General features: G+C 32.9%; 8 protein-coding genes. 5 read left to right on the top strand and 3 right to left on the bottom strand.

All coding sequences use genetic code 11. The features are described 5' to 3' along the window. Positions 1–21: 21 nt before the first annotated feature. Positions 22–3,756, top strand: coding sequence for a metallophosphoesterase (locus tag IR010_RS13010; protein ID WP_194569970.1), 3,735 nt, complete (start codon positions 22–24; stop codon positions 3,754–3,756). A 163-nt stretch (positions 3,757–3,919) separates the two neighbouring features. Here IR010_RS13010 and IR010_RS13015 read toward each other — a convergent pair whose 3' ends face one another. Beyond that, complete coding sequence (locus tag IR010_RS13015; RefSeq protein WP_194569972.1) at positions 3,920–4,786, bottom strand: SdiA-regulated domain-containing protein; 867 nt, start codon at positions 4,784–4,786, stop codon at positions 3,920–3,922. 57 nt (positions 4,787–4,843) lie between these two features. Beyond that, a complete protein-coding gene (locus IR010_RS13020) occupies positions 4,844–5,896 on the bottom strand; it encodes a hypothetical protein (RefSeq protein WP_194604425.1) in 1,053 nt (350 codons plus the stop codon). Positions 5,897–5,992: 96 nt separating this feature from the next. Here IR010_RS13020 and IR010_RS13025 point away from each other — a divergent pair, with 96 nt between their 5' ends. From IR010_RS13025 to IR010_RS13040, 4 genes are all read left to right on the top strand, one after another. Continuing rightward, positions 5,993–6,901 carry an ABC transporter ATP-binding protein gene (locus IR010_RS13025; RefSeq protein WP_194569976.1) on the top strand — a complete coding sequence of 303 codons (909 nt, stop codon included), beginning with the start codon at positions 5,993–5,995 and terminating at the stop codon, positions 6,899–6,901. A 7-nt stretch (positions 6,902–6,908) separates the two neighbouring features. After that, positions 6,909–7,745: an ABC transporter permease gene (locus tag IR010_RS13030; RefSeq protein ID WP_029272772.1), complete on the top strand. Its 837-nt coding sequence runs from the start codon at positions 6,909–6,911 to the stop codon at positions 7,743–7,745. Between the two features lie 15 nt (positions 7,746–7,760). Continuing rightward, entirely contained in the window at positions 7,761–10,085 is a 2,325-nt protein-coding gene (locus IR010_RS13035) for a T9SS type B sorting domain-containing protein (RefSeq protein WP_194569978.1), read from the top strand. A gap of 146 nt (positions 10,086–10,231) precedes the next feature. Further along, positions 10,232–14,728 carry a T9SS type B sorting domain-containing protein gene (locus IR010_RS13040; protein WP_194569981.1) on the top strand — a complete coding sequence of 1,499 codons (4,497 nt, stop codon included), beginning with the start codon at positions 10,232–10,234 and terminating at the stop codon, positions 14,726–14,728. 128 nt (positions 14,729–14,856) lie between these two features. On the opposite strand, the gene typA is transcribed toward IR010_RS13040, so the two are convergent. Further along, entirely contained in the window at positions 14,857–16,653 is a 1,797-nt protein-coding gene (gene typA, locus IR010_RS13045) for a translational GTPase TypA (protein ID WP_029272769.1), read from the bottom strand. Positions 16,654–16,770: the final 117 nt, after the last annotated feature.

Below are 16,770 nucleotides of genomic sequence, written 5' to 3' on the forward strand. Positions count from 1 at the left end.
ATATTTTTATACCACTAAATTATGAAATTGTTTTTGGATAACCATTTTATTGCAAAGATTAAAAAATATTCTTTGGCAATTGTTGTCATAATACTTGTTAATTCGTGTGCAACGCATAAAGCGCAGTACGGAAAAAATGTAAGTGCCAACGAAACAGAAAACGCGACTGACACTATAAAAATTGCACATACTTTTTATTTAGTTGGAGATGCAGGAAATGCCGATGAAGAACAAGCGCAGCAAACGTTGGAACTTCTTCATAAAAAACTTAAGAAGTCTAATAAAAAGGCTACTTTATTATTTCTGGGAGACAACATATATCCGAAAGGATTTCCTAGTGACGGCAATGCTGCAGAAAAAGCTGCTGCAGAAACAAAGCTTAAAAACCAATTGGATTTGGCTAAAGGATTTAGAGGAAAAACAATTGTGATTCCCGGAAATCATGATTGGTATAACGGCATCAAAGGCTTAGAACTTCAGGCTGAATTTGTTACCAAATATCTAAATGATAAAAAGGCCTTTATGCCAAGAAAATCATGCCCTATCGAAGATGTAAAAATTGATAGCACTACTACATTAGTTACTGTTGACAGCGAATGGTTTCTAGAAGACTGGGACAATCACCCAACAATCAACGATAATTGCGACATTAAAACCAGAGAAGATTTTTTTAAGGAATTAGAAAATATCCTAAATAAAAATCAAGAAAAAACAGTTGTTCTTGCTATCCATCATCCTCTGATGAGCAACGGATCGCATGGCGGACAATATTCTTGGGAAAAACAATTGTTCCCTTTAGAGAAAAAAATTCCGCTTCCGGTAATTGGTTCTTTTATCAATTTACTGCGAAAAACATCTGGCGTAAGTCCACAAGACCTTCAAAACAAACAATATACTATTTATGCCAAGAGGATTAAAACACTATTGCAGGGCCAGAAAAATGTAATTGTTGTTTCCGGACATGATCATAATCTCCAATATGTCAACAAAGAAAATATAAACCAGATCATTAGTGGTGCAGGCTCAAAATCTGAAGCTGCGAGAGCAATAAATTCAACTGAATTTTCATACGGAGGAAATGGCTATGCAACCCTTACTTTATTTAAAAGCGGTGACGCAAAAGTCTCTTTCTTTGGAAATGAAAACAATAAGGAAAAGCTTCTTTTTGAGCATGAAATTATAAAAGCGAAAGAAATTAATTGGGCTTCAAAAGTTGACAATAAATTTCCTGCAACCATTATGACTTCGATCTATACGCCAGAAATGACACAAAAGAGCTTAGTACATAGGTTCTTGTTTGGAAATCATTATCGAAAATATTACAGCGTGCCAATTGAAGCTAAGATAGCAACTTTAGACACTTTAAAGGGCGGTCTAAAACCAATTCGCGAAGGCGGGGGACATCAATCTATTTCGCTTCGAATGTCAGATCCAAAAGGGCGCGAATATGTCATGCGTGCGATGAAAAAAAGCGCGACAGTATTTTTGCAGTCTGTTGCTTTTAAAGACCAATATATTGTAAACGATTTTCAAAAAACATATACAGAAAATTTCCTTTTAGATTTTTATACTACTTCTCACCCTTATGCTTCCTATGTAACATCCAGTATGTCTGACAAATTGGGAATTTTGCATACTAATCCGATTTTATATTATATTCCAAAACAAGATGGTTTAGAAGAGTTTAACTCGAATTTTGGAGATGAATTATACATGATTGAGGAAAGACCAGCTGATAATCATTTAGATGGTAAAAACTTTGGAAACCCAACTAATATTATCAGTACTGATGATATGATGCAAAATCTGCACAAAGACGAAAAATACTCGGTAGACGAAAAAGAATATATAAAGGCACGTTTGTTTGATATGCTGATTGGCGACTGGGACAGACACAGCGACCAATGGCGCTGGGGAGAACATAAAAAAGGAGACAAAGTAGTTTACACGCCAATTCCTCGTGATCGCGACCAAGCTTTTGCTAAATACGACGGAACATTGCTTTCGATTTTAATGAATATTCCTGCGCTTCGTCATATGCGCACTTTTAAAAGCAAAATTGACAATGTAAAATGGCTTAATAGAGAACCTTATCCGATGGATTTAGCTTTCTTGCGAACTGCTGAAGAAAAAGACTGGATTGCGCAAGCAAAATTTATTCAGCAAAATTTAACAGACAAAGATATCGATGAGGCTTTTAAAAATATGCCAAAAGAAGTTCAAGATCAAACTGTTGAAGAAATAAAACAAAAATTAAAAATTAGAAAAAAAGATCTTCAAAAATACGCTTCTGAATATTTTGATATTTTGAGCCATACTGTAATGATTGCAGGAACTGACAAAAAAGACAAATTTGTTATCAATCATAATGCTAAAAAAAGCATTGAAATTAAAGTTTATAGAGTTAAAAAAGAAGGTGATGATTTAGTTTATACTAAAACAGTAACAGATTCAAAAACTTCAAATTTGTGGATTTATGGTTTAGATGACAGTGATGAATTCCAAGTAATTGGAGATCAAAAATCGAGTATAAAAATTCGTTTGATCGGTGGTCAAAACAATGACACTTACAACATTGAAAACGGAAAAAAAGTTATTGTATATGATTTTAAATCAAAAGAAAACACTTACAACCTCGACTCAAAAACAAAAACACAGCTTACAGATGACTATGATGTAAATTTATATAATTTTCAAAAACCAAAGTATAATGTAATTTCTGGACTTCCAAATATTGGCTACAATCCAGATGATGGCGTAAAAGTGGGTATTAATTTAAATTATACAGTTAACAATTTTAAACAAAATCCGTACACACAAAGGCATGTTTTTAATGCTTTCTATTATTTTGCAACTGGAGGTTTAGAATTTAATTATGCTGCACATTTTCCTGGATTACTTGGTAAATGGGTTATTGACGTTGAATCGCAATACACTACTCCAAATTTTGCGATGAATTATTTTGGATACGGAAATGAAACACAAAATAACGATGATGATTATGGAATGGATTATAACAGGGTTCGTATCCGAAAATTTAATGCATCTGGAGCTATCAGACATGTTGGAAGATATGGGAGTGAGTTTAGCGTTCAGCCAATTTTTGAGAGAATGACAGTTGAAGAAACTGAAAACAGATATATTGATATACCTAATATTGTAAACCCTACTGTTTTTGATAGTCAGAATTATGGCGGTTTGAAGGTAAAATATCAATTCAAAAATGCTGATTTTGTCTCAAAACCAACATTAGGAATTGGTTTTATGGTAGCCGCAACTTGGACAACAAATTTGAATGAAACCAAACAAAATTTTCCAACTATTGAAAGTTTATTAGGTTTCACCCACAAAATTGATCACAACGGAAAATTAGTTTTAGCCACAATAATAAAAGGAAAAGCGATCTTAAACAACAACTACGAATTCTATCAAGGTGCTGCTTTAGGAGGCGATAAAGATCTGCGCGGTTATAGAAACGAACGCTTTTTAGGAAGTTCGTATTTTTCTCAGAGTAGTGATTTGCGTTTTAGTCTTGGAAAAATTCATCGTACAGTTGCGCCATTAACCTACGGTATTTTAGGCGGATTTGACTACGGAAGAATTTGGCTTGATGGAGAAAATTCTAAAAAATGGCATCAAGATTATGGCGGTGGACTTTGGTTAAATGCAATTAATGTTTTAACGGCCAGAATCTCTTATTTCAAATCTCCGGATGAAGTGGGAAGAGTTATTTTTGGAGCAGCGTATAGTTTTTAAGATTTTAAGCCACTAAGTTGCTAAGATTCTAAGTTTTTTAGCCACGAATTCACGAATTACTTTAATTACATTCTTGAATTTGTGGCTTTTTTTAGTCTTATTTTACCTCACGCCAGCTTATGATTTGTAGTTTACTGCTTTTTTAAACTTAGTGCTTAGAAACTTAGTAGCTTAGAATCTTAAATTCATAAACATTCCCTCCTACTTTATTTGTTTTTTCATCGGCGATAAGCAAAGTGTTATTGTCTTTAAAAACTATAGCTTCTTTTTGAGAAAAGTGGTTTAGTTTTATTTCGGTTTGAGAACCTTTGTGAAATAAGTCGCCTTTAAAACCTTGAAATAAAACAATTTTATCATGGCTTAATAAAACTACTTTTTTACCATCTGGACTAATAGTTGCACTGGTCAAAACACAATGGTTGTAATTATTGCAAGTTTTAAATTCGCCAATTTTTACTGCTTTTTGAGTTCCTGGTGCATTTAATATTTTGTATATAAAAGCTGTACCGTCAAAACCTTTGCTTCTATTTTTTGTAAATAAGTAAAAATAATTTCCATGTTCGAAGAAACCTTCAACATCATAAAATAATTCTTTTTTCTTTGGAGGAAATTCAGTTTGTTCCGGATACGAGAATGAAACTTTATATTCGGCGGAAGCCTGATCTCTATTCAGCTGATTTTTATTTACTTTATAAATACAAAGATCTTTGCGTTCGTTGTCGTTGTTGCCAAAATCTCCTATATAAATATTTCCCTTCTTATCTTTTGTAATATCTTCCCAATCAACATTTTTAGCATTCGCAATGGTAATCGTTTTGGTTAATTTTCCATCCGAATTTATCGCATAAATTGCATTTTTATTCCCGCTGTCTTCTAAAGTATAAATTAATTTATTTTCTGGAAAATATGTAATTCCAGATACTTCTTTTAGTTTTTTAGGAATAGAATAAAGCGTTTTTAAATCATTATCTGATTGCTGCTGACAAGCTAGTAAAGCAATTGTAATTGCCAGTAAAAAAAACTTTTTCATAAGATTGTTTTTTAAAATGTAAAGTCAATTTTAAAACATATATGTTTTAAAAAAACTCTAAATTAAATTTGTATTTTTAAAGTTCCGCGTTATAAACTCAAATGCTGCAAACATTACGTGTCCCATCGATTTTGCATTTTTGAATTTCATATCATTAGTATAACGGTACAATTCCATTTTTAGCTGATTTAGATGTTCCTCTGTCGAAATGGTATCATGACACATAATGTTCAATAATTTTTTAATTCTGTTTTCTGCAGAATGAATACGCTTAGCCAGAATCGCCCTTTCTTCATCTTTATATTGAATAATAGAACGTTCTTCTAATTTATCTTTAATAAGTTTTATCATCGGATAATTTTCTTTGAAAAACTGCGGGCGATAAACCTTAAAATTTCCTTCGTAACATTGCTGATCAAAATCGATTGGACGAATTTTATAGACAACTTGATCAAAATCATGAATTGGGACAATCACATAATTGTAAGCGCGCATATCGCCCAAAAGCCTGATCATGCAACGTTCGTTAAACTTCACAAACTCTTTTGCAATTTGTGATTTTTCCATTTCCGTACAATTATCCAATAAGGTTTCCATAAAAACATCACCCGGAATTCCGATAATATGTTCCTCAATTAAAGTGTCTTTATAAACCAAAAAGTTGATTTTATCTGGCGAAAGAATATCTTCTAATTCTAAACCGTAAATTCTTGAAGCATCTGCTTTTTTAATGTAAAAATGAACATAGTTGTCATTGAGAATATTTCTGACTTTAATCCGGAAAGGTTTCGAATTTCCGAAAGTACAATAATCAATCGCGTCGATATTTAGAAACTGAATAATTTCACTGTTTCCATCAGAATGCAGCAGTGAATAGATTTTTTTTAGATTCAAATCGATTTCGTTTCTTTCGAATTCACCGTAATAAACGCGAATCCATAAAGTATCTGTTTCATTTTTATCGTAGACATTTACAGAGCCAGAAAATCGCAATAAGTCATCATAGAACACAGATACTTTCGAAATGCGTTCGTATCTGTCTAAATAACTTAATAGAGATTGTGTTAAAGGGTAAGTAGGTTTTTTTAACACCATTAAAGGTTCGCTCATTTTGAATATCTTTAATGCAAATTTACATTAAATTACATTTAGCCGTAACAATTAACAAGTTGATTCGTCATACTTAAAACTAAAACCGAAATAAATTTGGAAACCATTCTTACCATTGAAAATCTACACAAAAGATACGGCCGTATTCAGGCGCTAAAAAATGTATCTTTTGAAATACAAAAAGGCCGTGTTTACGGCATTTTAGGTCCCAACGGAAGCGGCAAATCGACCACTTTAGGAATCGTATTAAATGTTGTTAACCGTACATCAGGCAGTTACAGCTGGTTTGACGGAAAAATAGAAACGCATGAAGCGCTAAAAAAAGTAGGCGCAATTATCGAAAGACCAAACTTTTATCCGTACATGACGGCTGAAGAAAATTTAAAATTGGTTTGTAAAATAAAAAACATCAACTATTCTAAAGTCAATGAAAAACTGGATTTAGTAGGTTTATCTGAAAGAAAAGACAGCAAATTCAGCACTTTTTCGTTAGGAATGAAACAGCGTTTAGCAATTGCTTCGGCACTTTTAAACGATCCTGAAATTTTGATTTTAGACGAACCAACGAATGGTTTAGATCCGCAGGGAATTCATCAGATTCGAGATATTATTAAAAAAATTGCATCGCAGGGAACAACTATTTTATTGGCTTCGCATTTATTAGATGAAGTCGAAAAAGTTTGTACGCATGTGGTAGTTTTAAGAAAAGGCGAAATTTTATATTCAGGGTCTGTTGACGGAATGTCTGCAAACGAAGGCTTTTTTGAAATTTCTTCGAATGATAATACGGCATTAAAATCAATTTTGAATGAGCATCAGGCAGTTAATCAGATTAAAGAGGAAGACGGAAAAGTTTTAGTCTATTTAAAATCTGAATTATCTGCTTCAGAATTAAATCAGTATTTATTCTCAAAAAATATTGTTTTGAGTCATTTGGTAAAACGAAAAAATAGTCTGGAAGCACAATTTTTAGAATTAACAAAAAATACAAATCCAAAAATCTAATTAAGCCATGAACAGACTTATCTCTATAGAATTACAAAAAATCTGGATGAATAAAGCCAGCCGTATTCTCACTTTAACTTATTTTATTCTGCTTTCCTTTATAGCTTTAATTGCCTCTATTAAATTTGATATTGGTCCTTTTAAATTCCATTTGGCAGAAATGGGAATTTTTAATTTTCCATTTATATGGCACTTCAATACTTATGTCGCTGCTATTTTAAAATTATTTCTTGCTATTGTAATTGTTTCCATGATGGCTAATGAATACAGCTACGGAACACTGAAACAAAATTTAATTGACGGCTTGAGCAAAAAAGAATTTATTCTGTCAAAGTTCCTTACAGTTGTTTTATTCTCATTTGTTTCAACTGTCTTCATTTTTGTTATGAGTTTGATTTTAGGTTTGATTTTTTCTTCTTACACTGAGATTGATATCATCTTTAGCGACTTAGATTATCTACTTGCCTTTTTCGTAAAATTAACCGGATTCTTTTCATTCTGTTTATTTCTTGGAATTTTGGTAAAAAGATCTGCCTTTGCATTAGGTTTTCTTTTAGTTTGGAATATAATCGAAGGAATAATCAGAGGTTTATTAGCCTTTAAAATTTTCCCTGACAGCAATATCGATGAGAAAATCACACAGTTTCTGCCTTTAGAATCAATGTCTAATTTAATTGCTAATCCTGGCCCAAGATTGTCTGTAGTAAAGAGTATTGGCTCACAAATAGGAATTGACACAGATATGGATTATAGCGTAAGTTATTTTGCAATTTTAATTGTTTTAATCTGGACATTTTTATTTATATACTTTTCTTACAAATTATTAAAAAATAGAGATTTATAGTATATTTGTTTTACTATGAATTATTTTAAAAGTTTTATTGTCATTTTATCCATTTGCCTTCTCTCTTCAAAGATGAATGCGCAGTTTATAAATATTGATGATCAGAAAACACCACAGCAGCTTATACAAGATATTTTAGTAAATAGTTCTTGTGCTTCTGCAACAAATACAACAGGAAAAGGAGATACGTTTACACCCGGAAAAAATAGCTTTGCCTATTTCAACGCCGGCACAAGCGGATTTCCTTTTTCTGAAGGTATTGTTTTAACCACTTCTACAAGCACAGAAGGAGTTGGTCCTTATGTTAGTAATGATGGCGGGGGAAGTCCAAATTGGCTCGGAGATTCAGATTTGAATCAGATATTAGGAATCAACTCGATAAATGCAACCGTGCTTGAATTTGATTTTGTTCCTTTATCAGATTTAATAAGTTTTAATTATATTTTTGCTTCTAACGAATATCAATATTCTTATCCTTGTGAATATTCAGATGGTTTTGCCTTCCTAATTAAAGAAGCAGGATCAGCAGATCCTTATAAAAATCTAGCTGTAATACCCAATACTGCTATACCTGTTTCATCAGTAAATGTACGTCCGCAAATTGGACCCGGCACGCGTCCAAACGGAAGCCCATATACCGGATGTCCTGCATCTAATGAAAATTATTTTAATGGATTAAATAACAATACAAGTCCAATTAATTATGCTGGTCAAACCGTTGTATTAAATGCACAAACTTCTGTAACTAAAGGAAAAACCTATCATATCAAACTTGTAATTGCTGATGCCTCACAGCGCTATTATGATTCAGCAGTATTTTTACAAGCGGGCAGTTTTGCTTCAAAAATTGACTTTGGTCCTAATAGAACTTCTACAAGCAATAATCCTTTATGCTATGGAGAAACTTTTTTATTAGATCCAAAATTATCAACAGCATACTCTTATAAATGGTTTAAAAACAATGTGCAAGTAGCAACAACACCAACTTATAATGTCACTGATGCGGGCGATTATAGAGTTGAAGTTGTATTAAGTCCTTCTACTTGCAGCTTAGTCGGACAAATTAAAATTGATTATGCGCCAGAAGTTTTATCGAGCAATACAGCTTTAGTGCAATGTGATGACAATACAGATGGAATTGCAATTTTTAATTTGACTAAAGCAGATAAAATCGTAAAAAATAATGTTTCAGAAATTTTAAACAAAGGATATTATGAATCATTAGCAGATGCTCAAACTAAAATAAATCCTATTTTAAATCCTGAAAAATATACTAATAAAAGTGCCAATCAAGTTATTTTTGCCAGACTCGAAAACACTTATGGCTGTTATAAAATTGCCGAGGTAACACTTCAAATTTCAAACAACCAGATTGTTAATCAAAATCCAGTATCAACTTGTGATGGAGATGACAAGCAAGATGGCTTATATCAATTTGATCTTAATGCACAAGTTACGCCTCAAATTGTTTCAGGATTACCTAACGGATTAAATGTTACTTATTATTTGAATTCAAATGATGCTTTGACAGAAACAAATTCTTTACCAAATATTTTTAAAAACACAACTGCTTTTTCACAAACCATTTTTGCAAGAGTAGTAAACGGACCTGATTGTTATGATATTACACCAATAACACTTGTTGTAAATACTTTTTCTCCGCCTAATTTTGAAGATGAAACCAAAGTAGTATGCAAGGGAGGAGAAACTACATTAAGTGTCGCTACAGGCTTTTCAAGCTATTTATGGAATACCGGAAGCACAACTAATTTTATCACCGTAAATTCACCAGGAGACTATTCAGTTGTAGTTCAAGATGCGAACGGCTGTGAGAAAACTAAAAAATTCAAAGTAAATTTATCTGAAATTGCCGTACTAACGGATGCTGTTGTAAAAGATTTTTCTGGGGTCGATAATTCAGTATTATTGCAATATACTGGAACCGGTAATTACGAATTTTCATTAGACGGAATTGTTTATCAAGATAATCCGTTATTTACAGGAATAAATCCTGGAATTTATTATGCCGTAGCACGAGATAAAAACGGCTGTGGAATATCAAATACTTTTTTAGTGTATGTTTTAGATTATCCAAAATTCTTTACACCAAACGGTGATGGTTACAATGATTTATGGACAATTAATTCTTTTGACCAGCTTCCTGATTATAATATTTTCATTTACGATCGTTATGGGAAATTTTTGAAACAGATGAATCAAAACAGTGTTGGCTGGAACGGACAATTTAATGGTCAGCAATTAGCAGCAGATGATTATTGGTTTAATTTAATATTTGACAACGGTAAAAATGTTAAAGGTCATTTTAGTTTGAAAAGATAAAAATAATTTCTATTTAAAATATAAGTTCCATAAATCTTAATTTCAAATATTTAGAAAGAAAAACACTATATTTTTCAAAGAAATTAAAATAAAACTTATTTTTGGTTTGGGAGAATCAATTCATGATATCTCCATTACTAAAGCTAATGAAAAAAACATTACATTTCTTGCTATTCCTGTTTTGCACAATAAACTGTTTTTCACAATTTAGCAAGACACATTACATACCACCATTAATTTCTACTAAAGGAGGCGCGGAAGATCAATATTTATACATTTCTACTCCAAGTCTTTCCAATGTAAATTTTAAAATCATAGCCAATGGAGGGAATGTAATTAACGGAACCGTAAACAGTACTACTCCCTATCAATATTTTATCGGAAAAGGAACTGACACTCAATTATTTACTCCTTTAGAAAATATTGGAATTGTAGCGAACCGAGGCTATATTATTGAAGCTGAAGATCTTATTTACGTAAGTGCAAGAGTCAATGCGGTTGCTAATCAGCAGGGAGGCTATAATCATGCAGGAGGTTTAGTTTCTAAAGGAAACAGTGCCCTGGGTACAACTTTTAGATTAGGCGCAATGTTAAATCCGCTTTATGATGAAACATTATTGAACTTTACTTCTATAATGGCTACTGAAAACGGAACTAAAGTTAGCATTTCAAATATTCAAAATGGCACTCAGCTTTTAGACGGAACAATTATTTCGGGACCAATAAATGTTACCCTAAACAAAAACGAAAGCTATGTACTTGCACTAAAAAATTATAATGCTGTTAATACTGCATCAAATAGTTCTAAAATAATTGGTGCATTGGTTACTTCAGATAAACCAGTGGCAGTAAATTCAGGTTCATTTGGAGGAAGCAACAGTACAGTACTAGTACCAAATGAAAGTGGCAATTTTGTTCCGTGGGGAAGAGATGTTGGTTTCGATCAAATTGTTTCATTAGAAAAAACAGGAAATGAATATATATTTATTAAAGGTCTAGGGTCAGATGAATTAGAACGCGTTTTATTAGTAGCACATTACGATAATACAGAAATATTTCTTAATGGCTCTCCTGTTTCTTATAAGACACTTAATAGTGGAGAATACATAGCAATTGATGGAAGCCAATTTAATAACGGAAGTTTGTATGTAAAAACATCTGCTAAAGTATTTGCTTATCAAAGCATTGGAGGAACAACAAATCCTGCCAATCAAAACTTATTTTTTGTCCCTCCTATAAATTGTGCGACTCCTAATACGGTTGATAATATTCCTCAAATACAATCAATTGGAACTAATACTTTTAACGGATTTCTAAATATTGTCACAGAAACGGGTGCCGCAATTTTGTTAAACAATAATCCGATTTCAGCTCTTCCGCTTGCAATTGAAGGAACACCGGCATTTGTGCGTTACAACGTGCCCAATTTATCTGGAAATATAGTTGTCAAATCCTCTAAGCAAGTATATGTTTCTTATTTTGGAACAAATGGAGCTGCTACCTATGGGGGTTACTATTCCGGTTTTGATTTGAAACCTGAAATTGTCAGCAGCAAAATTGCATTAACCAGTTCATCTTGTATTCCAAATGTATCTTTAAAAATCAATTCTTTGTCGTCTTACGATACTTTTCAATGGTACAAAGATGATGTCGTTATTCCGGGTGAAATTAAAAATAACTTCAGTCCAAGTCAGCCTGGTTTTTACCAAGTAAGAGGAAGTATCTCAGGTTGCGTAAGCAATGTTTTTTCAGATAAAATTCCAGTAAGTGAATGCCCCATTAATCTAGATAATGATTTAGCAAATGACAATATCGACATTGATTATGACAATGACGGATTAACAAACTGTACTGAATCTTATGGAGATTTAAGTTTGAATATTTCAAATTCCAATTCAGGTTTGGTAACAACAGGAACGTATTCTAATTCATTTTCAGGTACAGTTACCAATTCAACGCCTTCTGCAGCAGTTCCTTTTACCGGAAATACAGATGGAAGTTTTGTTACCGAAGTGATGGCTGGAAAAGGTTTTTCTGTAAGTTATAATTTGAATTTTGCAAAACCAATAAATCTTAGTTTAGAATATGTCACCACTGGAGATACGGCTGATTTACTAAATTCGGATTCCGAATACATTATTAATGTAGACATTGATAAAACTGTTACCGTCCTAAATCCGACCGATCAATTATTAATCGACACAAATTATGACGGAATTTACGAAAGTGGCGTTACACAATTTTCATCTTTCGAAATTCGCTTCCGATTAAATGGTAATATTCCGTTACAGCCTGGAACTGGAACATTTAAATTCCAATCTTTTCAAAATAAAACATTTAAAGTCACACACAAAAATCTGCTTGACAGCGCTAGCAATAAATCAACATTCAGGTTAATTGCTACTTGTGTTCCAAAAGATTCTGATGGTGACGGAATTCCCGATCAATTAGATTTAGATTCTGATAATGATGGCATTCCAGATGTTATTGAATCACAAACAAAACCAGTAGCTTTATCTAATATTGACTCTAACTTAAATGGATTAGATGAAATTTTTGAATTCTCACAAACACCAATAGATTCCGACAATGATGGCATTCCAAATTATCTTGATTTGGATAGTGACAATGACGGGATTTATGATTTGGTTGAATCAGGAAGCAATGCGCCAGATCTTAACAAAGATGGAATCATTGATACTTTGACTTTTGGAACCAATGGATTATCAGATTCTTTAGAAACAGATCCTGATAATGGCATCTTAAAATATACAGTTTCAGATTCTGATAATGATGGCATAAAAAACTATACAGAAATTGACAGCGACAACGATGGCTGCAATGATGTTACTGAAGCTGGCTTTACAGATCAAGATTTTGACGGACAACTGGGCAACGCACCTGTAAGTGTAAACGCTAAAGGAATTGTAATCAGCAAAATTGATGGTTACACGGTGCCTAATGGCAATTATATTATTGCAACTCCTATTTTAATTAGCAAACAACCTGAAAACCAAACTGTTTGCGAATTACAAAAAGCAACTTTCAGTATTGAGTCTAATGCTGATAGCTTTCAATGGCAACTTTCCATTGATAATGGCAATACATGGAATAATTTGAATGATAATACAACATATTCCGGAACTAAAACTGCGTCTGTAACGATCCAAAAAGCAAATTCGCAAATGAATGAATACTATTATCGTGTTTTATTAAATAGAAATAACAATGCCTGTGGATTAACTTCGGCTAACTCGGTAAAGCTAATTCTTTTTGCCTTGCCTATTTTAAACTCTCCAATTACTCTAGTTCAGTGTGATGATGATACCGACGGAATTTCGAACTTTAATATAACCGAGAAAAACAGTTTTATTTCATCTAATTTCGCCAATGAAACATTTTCTTATTATACTACTTTGGCAGGAGCAAACACGAAAGATCCCGTTGCCTTAATTTCAAATTCTCTTGCATTTTCTAGCAGTAATAATACTATTTGGGCACGCGTTGATAATTCAAACGGATGCTTTTCAATTGCTCAATTAAATCTAGTGGTTTCAACAACACAAATTAATTCTGGTTTTAAAAGATCATTTAACATCTGTGATGATTTTATCGACGATTCCAATAATGACAAAGACGGGATTGCATCTTTTGATTTCAGCAGTGTAACAAATGATATTCAGGCAATGCTTCCTTCAAACACAAATTATTCCATAAAATATTACTCGAATGAAGCTGATGCCTTAGCAGAAATGAATACAATTGCAGACCCTTCTAATTACAGAAATACAATACCAAACCAGCAAGAAATTTGGGTACGTGTAGACAGCAATCTAGACAATGCCTGTTTTGGATTAGGATCCTACATTACGCTTATAGTAAATCCTAAACCTGAAATTGATAGTAATAGCAACCTGAGTGGCGACCAATTGGTTTGCTCTAATTTACCATCTTTTTTTGTCAAACTCGATGCAGGAATTATTGGCAATATACCTTCTAGCAGTTACACGTATGTCTGGTCAAAAGATGGAAGCGTAATTCCCGAAGAAACTAATGAAACTTTAGATGTAAATGAAGAAGGAAAATATACTGTTGAAGTTTTCACTAAAAGCGAAAATAGATGCAGCAGAATGCGAACTATTAACGTAACTGCCTCTGACATTGCGCATCTTGATTCTGTTTCAATCTCAGACTTATCTGATTTAAATACTGTTCAAGCAAATGTTTCGGGGTCTGGAAATTATGAGTATAGTATTGATGATCCTAACGGTTCTTTTCAAGAATCTAATTTCTTTGAAGATATTCCTTCAGGAATACATGAACTATATATTAAGGATAAAAATGGTTGCGGAACAATTTCTAAAACTATAGCAGTTCTTGGAGTTCCTAAATTTTTTACACCGAATAATGATGGCTATAATGACTACTGGAATATAAAAGGAGCAAATGACGCTTTTAATTCAAATACAAAAATTCTTATTTTCGATCGATACGGCAAGCTAATCAAGCAAATTACACCGTCATCAGTCAACGGCTGGGACGGAACCTATTCAGGCAGCCCTTTGCCAGCAGATGATTATTGGTATACCATTAAACTTGAGGATGGACGGGAAACAAAAGGACATTTCAGTTTAAAAAGATAAAAGAAATTTTAAAATTCCTGCACTAAGCTTGGGAGACTGAAACCTGAAACTTCGTATAAAATAAAAACCCAAACTCCTATCCGATTTCGGGAGGAATTTGGGTTTTTTATATTAAAAATTTAAATGTATTAGATTTTAAATCTTTTTCTATCAGTTTCTGTCAAATAGATTTTTCTCAAACGAATAGATTTTGGAGTTACCTCTACATATTCATCTTTTTGAATGTACTCCAAAGCTTCTTCAAGAGAGAAAATAATTGGAGGAATGATTCTTGCTTTTTCATCATTTCCAGATGAACGAACGTTAGATTGTTTTTTCTCTTTAGTTACGTTTACGCACATATCATCACCACGAGAGTTTTCTCCAATTACCTGACCTTCGTAAATTTCAGCATTTGGTTCAACAAAAAACTTACCACGATCTTGCAATTTATCAATAGAATAAGGAATAGCTTTTCCTTTTTCCATAGAAATCAATGACCCTTTATTACGTCCGGCAATTTCTCCTTTGTAAGGCTCGTATCCTATAAAACGGTGTGCCATAATAGCCTCACCCGCTGTTGCAGTAAGTAATTGGTTACGCAATCCAATAATTCCACGTGATGGAATATTAAATTTTACAATCATACGCTCCCCTTTAGTTTCCATACTTAGCATTTCACCTTTACGCATAGTAACGAACTCAACTGCTCTACCTGAAAGATTTTCTGGTAAGTCGATAGTTAATTCCTCAATTGGCTCACATTTTTTACCATCAATTTCTTTGATGATAACTTGTGGCTGACCAATTTGCAACTCATACCCTTCTCTTCTCATTGTTTCAATAAGAACAGATAAGTGAAGTACTCCACGACCAAAAACCATGAATTTATCAGCAGAATCAGTTTCACCCAATTTCATTGCTAAGTTTTTCTCTAACTCTTTTGTAAGTCTTTCTCTAATATGGCGAGAAGTTACAAATTTACCTTCTTTACCAAAGAAAGGTGAGTCGTTGATAGTAAACAACATACTCATAGTAGGCTCGTCAATATCAATTGTTTTTAGACCTTCCGGATTTTCAAAATCAGCAATAGTATCACCAATTTCAAAACCTTCAACTCCAATGATTGCACAAATATCTCCAGCAATAACCTCTTGTACTTTTTTACGACCAAGTCCTTCAAAAGTATGAAGTTCTTTGATACGAGATTTAGATACAGTACCATCTCTTTTTACTAATGAGATTGGCATACCTTCTTTAAGAACTCCTCTTTCAAGACGACCAATAGCGATACGACCTGTAAATGCAGAGAAATCTAAAGAAGTAATCAACATTTGTGGTGTTCCTTCAGAAACTTTAGGAGCAGGTACATTTTCAACAACCATATCTAATAATGCTTCAACATTATCAGTTACGTTTTCCCAATGATCAGACATCCAATTATTTTTAGCAGAACCATAAACTGTTGGAAAATCCAACTGCCATTCTTCAGCACCTAATTCAAACATTAAGTCAAAAACTTTTTCATGAACTTCTTCAGGAGTACAGTTTTCTTTATCAACTTTATTGATAACAACACAAGGCTTAAGACCTAAGTCAATAGCTTTTTGTAATACAAAACGAGTTTGTGGCATTGGACCCTCAAAAGCATCCACTAGCAAACATACACCATCGGCCATGTTCAATACACGTTCTACTTCACCTCCAAAATCCGCGTGGCCAGGAGTGTCAATAATATTGATTTTTGTTCCTTTATATTGAACTGATACGTTCTTAGAAGTAATAGTAATACCTCTCTCACGCTCTAAATCGTTATTATCAAGAATTAAATCACCTGTGTTTTCGTTGTCACGAAATAATTGACAGTGATACATAATTTTATCAACCAAAGTGGTTTTACCGTGATCGACGTGGGCAATAATTGCAATGTTTCTAATAGATTCCATCTGTGATTTTTAATGGGTGCAAAGGTACACTTTATTTTGATATAAAAAACGTTTCTGCGATAGTTTGCGTATTAACAAGTAATTAGTTCATCTAAATGAGCATTAATTTAAGTGTAA

The sequence above is a fragment of the Flavobacterium sp. MR2016-29 genome, from assembly GCF_015350695.1.
In the GTDB taxonomy this organism is placed as follows: domain Bacteria; phylum Bacteroidota; class Bacteroidia; order Flavobacteriales; family Flavobacteriaceae; genus Flavobacterium.

What these genes read in the sequence shown, in the direction of transcription:
- IR010_RS13010 (WP_194569970.1), top strand. Translation starts at nt 22, where the DNA reads ATGAAATTGTTTTTGGATAACCATTTTATTGCAAAGATTAAAAAATAT.
- IR010_RS13015 (WP_194569972.1), bottom strand. Translation starts at nt 4,786, where the DNA reads ATGAAAAAGTTTTTTTTACTGGCAATTACAATTGCTTTACTAGCTTGT.
- IR010_RS13020 (WP_194604425.1), bottom strand. Translation starts at nt 5,896, where the DNA reads ATGAGCGAACCTTTAATGGTGTTAAAAAAACCTACTTACCCTTTAACA.
- IR010_RS13030 (WP_029272772.1), top strand. Translation starts at nt 6,909, where the DNA reads ATGAACAGACTTATCTCTATAGAATTACAAAAAATCTGGATGAATAAA.
- IR010_RS13035 (WP_194569978.1), top strand. Translation starts at nt 7,761, where the DNA reads ATGAATTATTTTAAAAGTTTTATTGTCATTTTATCCATTTGCCTTCTC.
- IR010_RS13040 (WP_194569981.1), top strand. Translation starts at nt 10,232, where the DNA reads ATGAAAAAAACATTACATTTCTTGCTATTCCTGTTTTGCACAATAAAC.
- typA (WP_029272769.1), bottom strand. Translation starts at nt 16,653, where the DNA reads ATGGAATCTATTAGAAACATTGCAATTATTGCCCACGTCGATCACGGT.